This window comes from Flavobacterium panici (genome assembly GCF_903819335.1).
Taxonomy (GTDB): Bacteria; Bacteroidota; Bacteroidia; order Flavobacteriales; family Flavobacteriaceae; genus Flavobacterium; species Flavobacterium panici.
This window is the reverse complement of record NZ_CAIJDE010000057.1, coordinates 1-12,742: the sequence shown is the minus strand read 5'-3', so window position 1 is coordinate 12,742 and position 12,742 is coordinate 1. Positions and strand designations below refer to the sequence as shown.

The 12,742-nt window shown below is 33.0% G+C and carries 13 protein-coding genes and 1 tRNA gene; 6 read left to right on the top strand and 8 right to left on the bottom strand.

Annotation, left to right across the window (positions count from 1 at the left end; all coding sequences use genetic code 11):
* On the top strand, positions 1 to 225 hold a 225-nt coding region (locus FLAPXU55_RS24035), incomplete at its 5' end, for a hypothetical protein (protein ID WP_219637274.1).
* 67 nt (positions 226 to 292) lie between these two features.
* Here FLAPXU55_RS24035 and FLAPXU55_RS18480 read toward each other — a convergent pair.
* A tRNA-Pro gene (locus FLAPXU55_RS18480) sits at positions 293 to 367 on the bottom strand.
* 177 nt (positions 368 to 544) lie between these two features.
* Here FLAPXU55_RS18480 and trxB point away from each other — a divergent pair.
* Positions 545 to 1,492 (top strand): thioredoxin-disulfide reductase, encoded by a 948-nt coding sequence (trxB, locus tag FLAPXU55_RS18475; RefSeq protein ID WP_053472378.1) that lies wholly within the window; start codon positions 545 to 547, stop codon positions 1,490 to 1,492.
* Positions 1,493 to 1,651: 159 nt separating this feature from the next.
* On the opposite strand, the gene FLAPXU55_RS18470 is transcribed toward trxB, so the two are convergent.
* From FLAPXU55_RS18470 to FLAPXU55_RS18450, 5 genes are all read right to left on the bottom strand, one after another.
* On the bottom strand, positions 1,652 to 2,485 hold the full coding sequence (locus FLAPXU55_RS18470) for a GIN domain-containing protein (RefSeq protein WP_053472377.1): 834 nt from the start codon (positions 2,483 to 2,485) through the stop codon (positions 1,652 to 1,654).
* Between the two features lie 85 nt (positions 2,486 to 2,570).
* Positions 2,571 to 3,308 carry a head GIN domain-containing protein gene (locus FLAPXU55_RS18465; protein WP_053472376.1) on the bottom strand — a complete coding sequence of 246 codons (738 nt, stop codon included), beginning with the start codon at positions 3,306 to 3,308 and terminating at the stop codon, positions 2,571 to 2,573.
* Positions 3,309 to 3,311: 3 nt separating this feature from the next.
* On the bottom strand, positions 3,312 to 5,057 hold the full coding sequence (locus FLAPXU55_RS18460; protein WP_180860060.1) for a PspC domain-containing protein: 1,746 nt from the start codon (positions 5,055 to 5,057) through the stop codon (positions 3,312 to 3,314).
* Between the two features lie 3 nt (positions 5,058 to 5,060).
* Positions 5,061 to 5,393, bottom strand: coding sequence for a PadR family transcriptional regulator (locus FLAPXU55_RS18455; protein WP_017498072.1), 333 nt, complete (start codon positions 5,391 to 5,393; stop codon positions 5,061 to 5,063).
* 127 nt (positions 5,394 to 5,520) lie between these two features.
* Entirely contained in the window at positions 5,521 to 5,979 is a 459-nt protein-coding gene (locus FLAPXU55_RS18450) for a DUF4870 domain-containing protein (protein WP_053472451.1), read from the bottom strand.
* A 251-nt stretch (positions 5,980 to 6,230) separates the two neighbouring features.
* Here FLAPXU55_RS18450 and FLAPXU55_RS18445 point away from each other — a divergent pair, with 251 nt between their 5' ends.
* A complete protein-coding gene (locus FLAPXU55_RS18445) occupies positions 6,231 to 6,683 on the top strand; it encodes a DUF4442 domain-containing protein (protein WP_180860058.1) in 453 nt (150 codons plus the stop codon).
* 431 nt (positions 6,684 to 7,114) lie between these two features.
* Positions 7,115 to 10,510 (top strand): polysaccharide deacetylase family protein, encoded by a 3,396-nt coding sequence (locus FLAPXU55_RS18440; RefSeq protein WP_180860056.1) that lies wholly within the window; start codon positions 7,115 to 7,117, stop codon positions 10,508 to 10,510.
* 241 nt (positions 10,511 to 10,751) lie between these two features.
* Here FLAPXU55_RS18440 and FLAPXU55_RS18435 read toward each other — a convergent pair whose 3' ends face one another.
* Both FLAPXU55_RS18435 and FLAPXU55_RS18430 read right to left on the bottom strand, forming a co-directional pair.
* Positions 10,752 to 10,907: a hypothetical protein gene (locus FLAPXU55_RS18435; protein WP_165590691.1), complete on the bottom strand. Its 156-nt coding sequence runs from the start codon at positions 10,905 to 10,907 to the stop codon at positions 10,752 to 10,754.
* 119 nt (positions 10,908 to 11,026) lie between these two features.
* Positions 11,027 to 11,740, bottom strand: coding sequence for a heavy-metal-associated domain-containing protein (locus FLAPXU55_RS18430; protein WP_180860053.1), 714 nt, complete (start codon positions 11,738 to 11,740; stop codon positions 11,027 to 11,029).
* A gap of 250 nt (positions 11,741 to 11,990) precedes the next feature.
* Between FLAPXU55_RS18430 and FLAPXU55_RS18425 the strand changes: the two genes are divergently transcribed.
* Together FLAPXU55_RS18425 and FLAPXU55_RS18420 are read left to right on the top strand one after the other, a co-directional pair.
* Positions 11,991 to 12,221 (top strand): DUF2683 family protein, encoded by a 231-nt coding sequence (locus FLAPXU55_RS18425; RefSeq protein ID WP_053472372.1) that lies wholly within the window; start codon positions 11,991 to 11,993, stop codon positions 12,219 to 12,221.
* Complete coding sequence (locus FLAPXU55_RS18420) at positions 12,197 to 12,478, top strand: Txe/YoeB family addiction module toxin (protein WP_180860051.1); 282 nt, start codon at positions 12,197 to 12,199, stop codon at positions 12,476 to 12,478. The genes FLAPXU55_RS18425 and FLAPXU55_RS18420 overlap by 25 nt, the downstream gene beginning before the upstream one ends.
* Positions 12,479 to 12,742 lie beyond the last annotated feature (264 nt).

Genomic DNA, 12,742 nt, shown 5'->3' with positions numbered 1-12,742 from the left:
TTTATATGTGTTTTTTATTCTTGTTTTTTTGTTTTGGCTTGTGTAGAACCTGCGGCCTTCCCGATTTTCAATCGGGACGCGATAACCGTTCTATCGTATGTTTTTATATTTCAGTTTATTGCAAAAAAAAAGTCTTCTCAAGTAAATGAAAAGACTTTTGTCGGGGTGGCAGGATTCGAACCTGCGGCCTTCCCGATTTTCAATCGGGACGCGCTAACTTTTTAATTTTATGATTTCAATTTTCAGTTTATTGAAAAAAAAAGTCTTTCCAAGTAAAATGAAAAGACTTTTGTCGGGGTGGCAGGATTCGAACCTGCGGCCTCCTGCTCCCAAAGCAGGCGCGATAACCGGGCTACGCTACACCCCGAAGATGTATTTGTTGTAGTGCCCGAAAGCGGATGCAAAGATATAAATAAAATTTGTTTACAAAAGGAAAAAATGAAAATAAATAAAACTTATTTTAACATAGCTATTTCAGATTTATTTTCGGTGTTATTTTTTATAATAAAGTTTACATTTGCATCACAAAAAAACAATACACATTATGTCAGATACAATCGAAAAAATTAAATGCCTTATTATAGGTTCTGGCCCTGCAGGTTATACTGCAGCAATTTACGCAGCCAGAGCAAACATGAATCCGGTTTTATATCAAGGGATGCAGCCTGGAGGTCAATTGACAACGACTAATGAAGTAGAAAATTTCCCTGGTTATGTTGATGGTGTTACAGGACCAGAAATGATGGTTCAGTTACAAGAACAAGCAAAACGTTTCGGAGCTGATATCCGTGATGGATGGGCAACAAAAGTTGATTTTTCTGGAGATATTCATAAAGTTTGGATTAACGATTCAATCGAATTGCACTGTGAAACTGTTATTATTTCTACAGGTGCTACAGCTAAATATTTAGGATTACCATCAGAACAGCACTATTTAAATATGGGAGGCGGCGTTTCTGCTTGCGCTGTCTGCGACGGATTTTTCTACCGTAACCAAGAAGTTGTGATTGTTGGAGCAGGAGATTCTGCTTGTGAAGAAGCACATTACTTATCTAAACTTTGTAAAAAAGTAACGATGTTAGTAAGAAGCGAGAAATTCAGAGCTTCAAAAATTATGGAAGAACGCGTTCGTAAAACAGAAAATATTGAGATTTTAATGAATCACGATACTGTTGAAGTTTTAGGAGATTCAAATGTAGTACATGCTATTAAAGCATTAAATAAAACAACTGGAGAAGTTATTGAAATTCCTGCAACTGGATTTTTCGTAGCAATTGGTCACAAACCAAACACAGATATTTTTAAAGATTACATCACTCTTGACGAAACTGGATATATCATAAATACACCGGGAACTTCTAATACAAATGTAGCAGGTGTTTTCGTTGCCGGAGATGCTGCAGATCACGTTTACCGTCAGGCAATTACTGCTGCTGGTACAGGTTGTATGGCTGCACTTGACGCAGAGCGTTATTTAGCTTCTAAAGAGTAAATTTTGTTTCAGGTTTCAGGTTTTCTTTGTTTCAAGTTGCTGGAATCTGTAAAAAAGCATAAAAAAATCCCGGTCTAGATTATAGACTGGGATTTTCTTTTATAATTAACGTTCCTAAATTTCAACTTGAAACTTGAAACAAAGAAAACCTGAAACAAATTATTTAATCTTCTTAATCAGCTTAGCTTCTTCAGAGAAACGAGTTAATTCAATTTTTGGATTTCCAAATAAAGATAATTCTGCTTTATCTCCAACAGCAATTGAAACAGTTGTTTCGGCTAAAATGCTTCCAACAGAATTGTTTTCAGCTGTTACATTAGCCTCTTTCAAAGTAAATTTTGTTCCGGTGAAAACCGAATTATTATCTAAACGTATTGTTGCTTTTTCAGCAATTCCTTCAATAGCGGCATTTGCTTTTTGGTACAAATCACATTTAAATTTAATAGCAGAAACCAAAGTTTTAATAGAAGCACTTTTGCTTAATTGTAAACTTCCATCATCAGCTTTTAAGTTTAACTCTGTTCTTGATTTGTCATCAGCAATTAAATTGAATTTTTTTGAATTGACATTCAGGTATAATCTGGAATAATCAAAACTACTAAAAGTAATATCATCTAATTGAACTTCCTGAATAGCATAAATTTTAGAATCATTTTTTGCAATTACTTTCGTTAGTGAACTCGTATAAGTAACCTTTACAGAAAGCTTTTTGAAAATTGTACTTTCTTTTGAGGTATATAAACGAAGCGTTTTATCTCTTAAGTCCATTCCAATGATTTCATGAAGATTGTCATCGGCTTCAATTTTGATTTCGTTTTTCTCTCCTTTTTCAAGATAAACTTCAATATTATCATCGGCTTCAAGAGCATCAAAACTTCCTACGTCTTTAATAGAGGTAGTTACAATTTTAGATCCTTTTACTTTTTCTCTCTTTTGAGCAAAAGTTAACGTTGTAACCAAAAGCAGTAGGAACAGGGCTGTATTTTTTTTCATTTATTTTAGATTTGATTTTGACAAATATAAAAAAATCATCCACTTTAGATGAATGATTTCTTTTATATTTAACAGTTTAAAAATGTTAGCTTTGACTAACGCTTCCTCCGGAACTTGCTGTTTTCTCGATAGTCTTAGGAACATTGTTATAGTTAATGTTTCCGCCGCTGCTCGCTTGTGCTTTTAATTTTAAAATAGGATGAACGTTTATTACTGCTCCGCTCGAAACATCGGCATCAACATCATTTGCTAATAATTTTCCAGCTTCGATTGAAGATCCGCTTGACGCTGAAGTCTGTACTTTTAATGCTTTTCCTTTGATGTCAATTGAGCTTCCGCTGCTTGAATTACAAGAAATATTATCAGACTCTACATCTACATGCATTGAAGCTGCACTTGAAGTTTCTAACTCTATGTTTTCTCCCTGAAGTGTATTTTTACTTAATACACTCGCAGCGCTCGATGCCTCAACTCTGTTAACATGAGGCATTTTTACCGTTACTTTTTTCTGAGTTACATTACGGAAAGAAGAGAATTTGCATTCAATGATCAAAGTTCCGTTTTCAACTTTTGTAATGATTTCTTTCTGTAAATTATCATCAGCTTCAACAGTAATGTCTACCGAATCAGATTGCTGGATAACTAAATCTATTGCATTGCTTACTTCGATGTTTTTAAAATCTCCCTGAACAATTCTTTTTTCAGTGGTTACATTCCCGCTGCCTTCAATTGTGTTCAGGTTTAAGTTATTACATGAAGCAAACAATAAAGCGGTAATAGTGGCAATAACAAATTTCGTAATATGAATGATTATTTTTATCATGGCTTAGTTAATTTTAATTATAACTCCGTTTTTATCAGTGGTTAGCTTTCCATTAGTTTTTTTACCGTTTAAAATTTCTTTTCCATTTACTTTAATAGAAACTTCGTTTACAGTATCTTTTTCAATATGATTTTCTTCATTGTAATCTTCATTATAATCTCCGTCATGATCTTCATCGTCCATTTCATCTGCAGGACAGTTCAAACATTTAATTTTTGAACCTTCTACTTTATAGTTGTAATTCCCGCTAAAGTGTAAGTTAAAGAAATTATCATCAGTATCATCATATTCTTGTATTGAAGCATCTGGTTTAAATAATTGACCTTCTGGTAAATATAAGAACACGTCTACTTCCTGACCTCTGAATTTATTTTTAACATCTGTCAGAAAATAATTATCCAAAATTAAACGATTTCCATTAACCTGGTATTTAAAATTGATTTTTTCTGCTCTTTTTTTAGCGTTAGTTAATGAATTTCCTCTGGCGCTTTTTTCTATCTGAATATAAGGAGAAGTTTCATCAGTACGTAAAACATGTAAACGTACATCTGTTGAATAAATCAAATCATTTCCAGCTGAATCCTGTACAAATTGAAAATCTCCGTGACGATATAAATCTTTTGCATAATAGTCATTGTATCTGAATTTTACATACAAAGTATCTTTTGGAGTAATGGCAATTATTTTCTTTTCTACCACTTTATTGTCACGAGAGATCTCTGTAGCTTGTTTAATTCCAAAACTAATTGCGATTGCAAGAGCGATAATCCATACAGCTAATAAAGTATATTTTGTAATGTTACCAATTGATTTTAAGTTTGGAGACAACAATTTAAATCCTAATAATGTTAAGAAGAAAAACGGAATCCCAAATACAAAAAGCATTAATAAACCAAAAGACCAAATAGGATATTCTGTAAAGTTTCCGGCTTCTATAAAGTTCTGCCATGGGAATTCAACAAAAGCATTCGTTCCTAAGGTAAAAACCCCAACCATTAACATGATTAAAACCGCAATACCAGACATAATTAAAACTACTCCTAAAAATTTGGCGAAGATTTTAAAAACCGTGATGATAAAGTCTCCAAATGAACTACTTATTCTCTCAGCTCCCGACTTTACCTGGTTTCCCATTTTATCATAATCTGCATTTTTAAATTTATCAGATAATGAATCTATCTCTTCACGAACTTTTTTTTCAATGTTCGAAATCGTAACCGGTTCTCCTGTCATTTCTAGCTTTTCAGAAGTTGTAACAGCCTCAGGCGTTACAATCCAAAGAACGAAATAAGCTAAAATACCAGTTCCAAAACCTGCAAAAACGAATATTAAAAATACGATTTTGATCCAAACGGCATCAATTCCAAAATAGTGAGCCAAGCCAGTTGCAACACCGCCAATCATACCGTTTTCTTTGTCACGGTATAATTTTTTGTGACTTCTTCCACTATAATTATTAAAAGACTGATTTGATTTTTCTTCCTCGTCAATGATATAGTCTTCTGGTTGTCCCATCACCGCAATCACTTCGTCAACGTCTTTCAGTCCAACAACATGTTTCTCGCTTTTTTGTTTTTCTGTTAATAATTCAGAAACACGCATTTCGATATCTTTAATAATTTCATCCTGTCCAGACGAGTTGTTAAGTGATCTTTTTATAGCGTCAAAATAGCGTGTCAATTTTAAATATGCATCTTCATCGATGTGAAAAAACATACCGCCTAAGTTAATATTTACTGTTTTGTTCATGACTTATTGATTTTGATTGGTGATTAGTTTTACGGCGTCAGACAATTCAGTCCAGGTACCGCTAAGTTCGTTTAAAAATGTTTGCCCTATTTCGGTTAATCCGTAATATTTTCTAGGTGGTCCAGATGTCGATTCTTCCCATCGATAATTTAGTAAACCGTCGTTTTTCAATCTAGTTAAAAGCGGATAAACTGTTCCCTCAACAACTAGTAATTTTGCGTTTTTTAAAGTGTCTAATATTTCAGATGTATATGCGTCTTTTTCTTTTAGAACAGATAAGATGCAAAACTCAAGAACACCTTTGCGCATCTGTGCTTTTGTGTTTTCAATGTTCATAATTTCATTTTGTTTTTTTTAGATTGAACAATTCGTTTTTTGATTGATGATAATTGATTGATGATTGATTGTTTTTGTGCTATAACCTTTAACCTTATTTTATGTCACACTGAGCGAAGTCGAAGTGTTACTTTATAAAAGAAATCGTAAGCGGATATTTGTATAACTCTCCGTTTGAAGCTTTTATAGAAGCATAAATCACTAAAAAGAATTCAACAAATTTTAAAAGTCCAAAAAGTACTACTGCCGTAGCTCCAATACTTAAAAGGCCAATGTTTCCTTCAAAATTGAAATTTCTGATGTAGAAATCTTCATGGTCATTAAAAACAGCTTCGATTGGAAGGTTTTGTAAAAAAACCGTAACAAAAACCGGAATTGCGATTAAAGCTAAGATTAACGTGTAAAGCAATAAACTTAACTGAAAGTTCAAAGCTTGTTTTCCGTGATGATCTACAAACTCCGATTTGTCTTTATAACTTGACCAAATGATGATTGGAAAAATATAATTTCCAAACGGAATAATGTATTGACTTAATGTACTTAAATGTGCGAATGCCGAAGTATTCTTTTCTGATGATTTTTCCATGATGAGTGGTTTTGATTGAATGATTAAAAGCATATAGTAATTTCTTATGCAAATATATATCTAAAAGACAGTATCTTGTTTTACATAGTACCAAATATTAACAAAATATTAACAATTTAAAAATTGATTTAGGAAATATAAAAAGCTGAAAATCATCGCTAAGTATTGATTTTACTGATAGTTTTAGAAAGCAATATCAATTTATTGTGCGTGCATAGTTTTTTCGTATTTTTACATAAAAAATATATCAAATGGCAATATCTGTATCTAAACTTAACAAATTTGTATTATTCAAATTACCGTCGGCATACTTTTGCGGCGTACGTGTAAAAGCAATCGATAAAGACAGATGTGTAGTAAGTGTAAAACACCGCTGGATCAATCAAAACCCTTTTAATTCGATGTATTTCGCAGTTCAGGCAATGGCTGCGGAGTTAACAACAGGCGCTTTGGTTATTTCACAAATTCAGCAAAGCGGTAAAAAAATCTCGATGCTTGTCGCTAATAATAAAGGGAACTTCACAAAAAAAGCAACCGGAAGAATAACTTTTGTATGCAACGACGGACATTTAATTGCCGAAGCCATTCAGCAGACAATCGCAACTGGCGAGGGACAAACCTTCTGGATGAAATCTATAGGAACTAATGAAGAAGGCGTTCAGGTTTCTGAAATGGATTTTGAATGGAGCGTTAGATTGAAATAAATCTTTTTGCCACGAATTTCACGAATTAGCACGAATTTTAAAGTTTTAAATCTATGTAATTCAATTTGAACAAATAATTCGTGCTAATTCGTGAAATTCGTGGCGAAAAACAAACATAAAGAAAGACCTCAAGCAATTGGGGTCTTTTTTTGTATTTATTTGCTAATCAGTAAGTTTTGTTGCAATGCTTTGTTTTTTTGAACTTTTTCTTTCGTAATTTTATTCTATAGTTTCTGCTTCCGGAAATATTTAGTCTGCTAATTTTATCTTCATTTATCAATACTAGTTTTGTATCTAAATTAAACTACATTTGTAAGATAAATATTTCATAAAAGTAAAACAGAATTTTATCAAGTTGTCTAAATCTTCAGGATTTACAGATTATGTTTTGATTTATCTTTTAATAGCATTTATCTAAAAAAGTAAAGTATATGGATGATAAAAAACAAATATTTCAGACGGTTACCCAAAAACGCTGGAAAACTTTTCAATGGTCAAGCAGGCTTATTTTGTTTCTTCTTATTTTAATGATTCCTATTTTCTTTATTACTTTAAAAAGAGGATTAAAACCACCATTGCCGCTTTTGGCCAACAGCAGCCGAACCGGACATAGTCTTGAAAATCCCATTACGCCAAAAGACTTAAGTGATAAAGAACTCAAAAAGTTTAAAGGGTTTGATTATTTCTTAAGAGAAAAAAAGAAAATAGAAAAATTACGAAAACAACCTATTGTACCTAAAACAACTGAAGAAATTCGGTCAGCTTTTTATGTAGACTGGGATCCGCAGAGTTTATTTTCACTCCAAAAAAATATTGACAAACTCAATATGGTAGTTCCCGAATGGTTTTTTATTGACCCAAAAACCGATTTACTGCGAACAGAAATTGATACGGCAGCATTGAAAGTAATGAAAAAAGGAAAGGTGAAAATCCTTCCGTTAATCAACAATATCAATGAATCTTTAGGCGAAGGCGAATTTGACGGCGATCTTATTCATCGCATTCTTCATGATAAAAATAAAAGAGAAAGACTAATTAATGATATTGTAAAAGCATTAAAAAAAAATGATTTACAAGGAATAAATATCGATTTTGAAGAGTTTAAAGAAAATAGCGATGAACCTATAATTGCTTTTCAAAAAGCTTTATATGAAAAACTCCATCCGCTTGGATATCTTGTTTCGCAGGATATTATGGCATCAGACGATGATTTTAATGTAAAAGCATTGGCAAAATACAATGATTATATGTTTTTGATGGCTTATGATGAACATTATGCCGGCAGTGTTCCGGGAGATGTAAGCAGTCAGAAATGGATAGAACGCATCGTAGACAAAACTGCTAAGGAAATTCCATCAGAGAAAATTATTCTTTGTTTTGCCGGTTATGGTTACGACTGGCAGGAAAAACAAGAAGGAGAAACCATAACATACGATCAGGCAATTGCCATTGCAAAGCAGCATAATGCCACGATAAAATTTGATAATAACAGCTATAGTAACTCTTTTAATTATACAGATAGTAATGGTAAAAAACACGTCGTTAATTTTGAAGATGCTGCCACTAATTTTAATACCATAAGGTTTAGTGACGAATATGGTTTGGGAGGAACCGCTTTGTGGCGTTTAGGAAGTGAAGATCAACGTTTGTGGAGTTTTTACCAGCGCAGCTTAACAGACGAAAGCATCAATAAAAAGCCTTTCGATTTTAATATAATGAAACGTGTCGATACCCGAATTGAAAGTCCTGCTTATATTGGAGACGGCGAAATATTAAATGTGATTGCAGCTCCTGCAGCGGGAAAAATAGAATTAGAAATCAATAATGACGAAGACATTATTACAGAACAGAAATATGTAGAATTACCAACAAAATATGTAATCAGCAAATTTGGAAACGTAAACAAACAAGTCATTTTAACTTTTGATGACGGGCCGGATCCTACTTATACACCTCAGATTTTAGATATTTTAAAAAGAGAAAAAGTACCTGCAGTATTTTTTGTGATTGGTATTCAGGGAGAAAATAATATTCCGCTGCTGCAAAGAATTTATAAAGAAGGCCATGAAATAGGCAATCATACTTTTACGCATCCAAATATTGCTTTGGTAAGTCCGGAACGCGCGGCCAAAGAAATGGAAACGACCCGATTATTAATCGAAGCCGTTACCGGAAAAAGCACAGTCCTTTTTAGAGCGCCTTATAATGCAGATGCTGAACCTACAACAGAAGCCGAACTGAAACCAATTGCGTTAAGTAAAGCGCAAAATTATTATACAGTTGGAGAAAGTATCGACCCAAATGATTGGGAAAAAGGCGTAAGTGCCGATTCTGTTTACATTAGAACCATACAACAATATGAAGCAAATCCCGATAAAGGAATTATTCTGCTTCACGATGCCGGAGGAAACAGAGAAGCTACCGTTATAGCCCTGCCCCGAATTATTAAATATTTTAAAGACAGACATATTCAGTTTACGACTGTTGCTAACTTGCTTGGTAAAACAAAAGATGAAATTATGCCCGAAGCAAAAGGTCCGTTTATTTCAATTGACAATTTTATTTTTGATTTCGGATATTGGTTTGGACATTTTATTACGGCTACATTTTGGGTTGCCATTTTTCTGGGTTTTTTCCGAATTGCATTAATGGCAATTATGGCTTTCATAAAAAAATGGAAAGATCACAAATATCCGCCAATTTATAAACCTTCAAATGGAGTCCTTCCAAAAGTGAGTATTATTGTTCCTGCTTATAATGAAGAAATAAATGCGGTAAAAACAATCGAGAATTTATTGGGGCAGGATTATCCTGATTTTGATATTGTTTTTGTAGATGATGGTTCTAAAGACAAAACTTTTGCCATGATAAATGAAGCTTTTGGCAATAATCCAAAAGTGAAAATCAATACCAAACCAAACGGAGGAAAAGCATCTGCCTTAAATTACGGAATTAAATTAACCCAAAATGAGTATGTGGTTTGCATTGATGCCGATACGCAGTTAAAAACAGATGCCATTTCGCAATTAATGAAAGGCTTTAGGATTCAATTAAAAAACAATGAAGAAATTGGTGCGATTGCTGGAAATGTAAAAGTCGGAAACGAAAATACAATGCTTACCAAATGGCAGAGTATTGAATACACAACCGCACAAAATTTTGACCGCAGAGCTTTTGATTTAATCAACGGAATTACGGTTGTTCCAGGAGCAATTGGAGCCTTTAAGAAAGAAGCAATTGAAAAAGCGGGAGGTTTTACAACCGATACGCTTGCTGAAGATTGCGATTTGACGATTCGGATTTTAAGAAACAATTACCGTATTATAAATTGTATTGAAGCCGTTGCCATAACAGAAGCTCCAGAGAGTTTGAAAGAATTTATGAAACAGCGTTTCCGATGGAGTTATGGTATTATGCAGGCATTTTTTAAAAACAGAGATGCATGTTTTAATCCAAGATATAAAGGATTAGGAATGGTTGCTCTGCCTAATATTCTTCTTTTCCAAATCGTTTTGCCAATCTTTGCGCCTTTGGCTGATTTAATTCTTATTTTAAGTTTAATCTGGAATTTCAATGATCCGGACAGTCTTCATAAAATATTGGTTTACTATATTGCTTTTATGCTGGTAGATATGCTGGTTAGCGTTATTGCCTTTATTTTTGAAAAAGAAAAACTGACCAAATTAATATGGTTGATTCCGCAGCGATTTGTATACAGACAATTGATGTATGTAATTCTATTTAGAGCGCTTAGAAGAGCCATAAAAGGAGAAAGCCAAAGTTGGGGAGTTCTCACCAGAACAGGAAATGTGGCAACAGTGAAATAGTTTTGTTTTTTGCCACAGATTAAAAGGATTAAAAAGATTTCTTTGGGAAGAACTTTGACAAAGTTGGACGAGTTTTCGCCACGAATTACACGAATTTCCACAAATTTTTAGAGTTGAAATTAAAATGCTAAAGCATTTTATAAAAAAAATAATTCGTGAAAATTCGTGTAATTTGTGGCAAAAAAAACATAAAAAAAGGCCTCAAATATTTGAGGCCTTTTAAATTTAATGCATGTTGCGATTATTTCTTAGCGCAGCATTTTTTGTCTTTTTTTGCATCTGTTTTTTTGCAGCAAGATTCTTTTTTAGCTTTTTCTTTCTTAGCAGGCGTTGTATCCTGAGCTTGTAATCCAATTGTAAATAACGCGATGGTTAAAACGGTAAATAATTTTTGCATTTTTTGTAAAATTTAATTGTTAATAATTTTCGTTTTTTGATTGAAGATGATGGTTCAAATATAATACGATTTAGTTTTGGAATTTGTCAACGATAAGTTAATATGAAAAATGATTTTAATTACAGCATGGTAATCAGCATAATTAAACTCATTAGGATCATCAAACCATCTTCAATAATCGTTACGGTACTCATAGGTAAATTGAAAACAGCTCCCAAACAAGCACACTGAATTTTCTTTTTATTTAATACCGATTGCAAAACACCAACGATACTAATGGTCATGACGATAAAGGTAATGGCATTAGTCAATAAGGGATTGAAATTTAACAAATATGAAATTCCCAAACCAAGTTCAATAAAAGCATAAACATATCCCCAAGCCGGAATTTTTTTTGCCAGCACATCATACATCATATAACTTTCGGCAAAACCTTTTAGATTTAATAGTTTAAAAAATGAAAAAACCAGAAAAAAACCTGCCATAAAGTGTGGCATTGCCTGCATATAATCAAAATGATGATTGGTATATTGTATTAATAAGGTAACTAAACTGATGTAGAAAAAAATCAGTAAAATAGGTTTATAAGTAGCAAACCATGATTTTACTTCTTCAGTCTTTTCATTATGATCGACAGCTTTGATCTCGTATTTACTTTCTAATGCATTTTGCAATTCGGCCAGTGCAAGGTGCTTGTTCATCGATATTGTTGCGGTGTTGTTATCTTTAGAAACGGTAACATCGGTCACGTTATCTGCAAGCTCAAGCGCTTTTTTTACTTTGTCTTCGCAGCTTGTACAAGTCATTCCGTTAAGTTGATATGTATGGGTCATTGTTTTATTTATTATATATTACAATGCAAATTTCCGAAGTAAGATCTACAACGGTTTGTATAATTTTGAGAATGATTTGTAAGATTTACTAAAAGTGGTTTTTTACCGCAAAGGGCGCTAAGGTTTTTTGATATGCTGAGGTTTGTAAAAACGCAAAGTTCGCAAAGCCTTTCCTAAAAAACTTTGCTAAACTTGCGTAAACCTTTGCGGTTAAATTTTTTTGTACCTTTGTAATAATAAAATTAAGATTATGACAACTATAACTATAAATGAAAAAACAAAAGCTGGCAAAACATTGCTTGAGCTTGCGAAGTTGTTAGCTGTTACAAATAAAGGAGTGAAAATAGAAGAGAATGAAAGTCCTTATAATCCTGAATTTGTTGCTATGATAGAAAAGCGTTATGCAGATTATAAAAGTGGAAAATCTAAAACAATAACGGTTGATCCGAATGATGTATGGGGAAGTTTAGGGTTGAAGTAATTCCAGAAGCAAAAAACGATATAGCAAAGCATTTAAAATCAGGTAATCAATCTAGCATAAAAAAAATTGCAAAAATTCTTGAAGAGCTTAGCGAAACTCCATTTGAAGGGGTTGGGAAACCAGAAGCGCTAAAACATCAGTTTTCAGGATTTTGGTCGAGAGAAATAAATAAAAAAGACAGACTTATATATAGTGTTGAGGAAGAAATTGTAACGGTTGTTGTGATTTCAGCTATGGGACATTATTCAGATAAATAAAAAAAACGTGCTAATAATTTTAGCACGTTTTTTTTAAGACAAAGTAATTCGTCATTTTTGTCATTTCGGAACGAGAAATCGCACAAGAAACTCCATTCCTAAAAGTGTCAATCTTTGTCGATTTACGAGTGCGATTTCTCGTTCCTCCTTTAGATTTGTTTTTTAAAATTTAAGTAGATTTATGATTGAGAAAGGAAGCAAAAGTAAACTATTCGTTCCTCTGAGTTTGTGACTCATATCTTGATTAAGACTTTGGCTTCCCTT

Coding starts and splice junctions, on each gene's coding strand:
- FLAPXU55_RS18425 (WP_053472372.1), top strand. CDS start 11,991: ATGACAACTATAACTATAAATGAAAAAACAAAAGCTGGCAAAACATTG.
- trxB (WP_053472378.1), top strand. CDS start 545: ATGTCAGATACAATCGAAAAAATTAAATGCCTTATTATAGGTTCTGGC.
- FLAPXU55_RS18445 (WP_180860058.1), top strand. CDS start 6,231: ATGGCAATATCTGTATCTAAACTTAACAAATTTGTATTATTCAAATTA.
- FLAPXU55_RS18460 (WP_180860060.1), bottom strand. CDS start 5,057: ATGAACAAAACAGTAAATATTAACTTAGGCGGTATGTTTTTTCACATC.
- FLAPXU55_RS18435 (WP_165590691.1), bottom strand. CDS start 10,907: ATGCAAAAATTATTTACCGTTTTAACCATCGCGTTATTTACAATTGGA.
- FLAPXU55_RS18455 (WP_017498072.1), bottom strand. CDS start 5,393: ATGAACATTGAAAACACAAAAGCACAGATGCGCAAAGGTGTTCTTGAG.
- FLAPXU55_RS18470 (WP_053472377.1), bottom strand. CDS start 2,485: ATGAAAAAAAATACAGCCCTGTTCCTACTGCTTTTGGTTACAACGTTA.
- FLAPXU55_RS18430 (WP_180860053.1), bottom strand. CDS start 11,740: ATGACCCATACATATCAACTTAACGGAATGACTTGTACAAGCTGCGAA.
- FLAPXU55_RS18450 (WP_053472451.1), bottom strand. CDS start 5,979: ATGGAAAAATCATCAGAAAAGAATACTTCGGCATTCGCACATTTAAGT.
- FLAPXU55_RS18440 (WP_180860056.1), top strand. CDS start 7,115: ATGGATGATAAAAAACAAATATTTCAGACGGTTACCCAAAAACGCTGG.
- FLAPXU55_RS18420 (WP_180860051.1), top strand. CDS start 12,197: ATGGGGAAGTTTAGGGTTGAAGTAATTCCAGAAGCAAAAAACGATATA.
- FLAPXU55_RS18465 (WP_053472376.1), bottom strand. CDS start 3,308: ATGATAAAAATAATCATTCATATTACGAAATTTGTTATTGCCACTATT.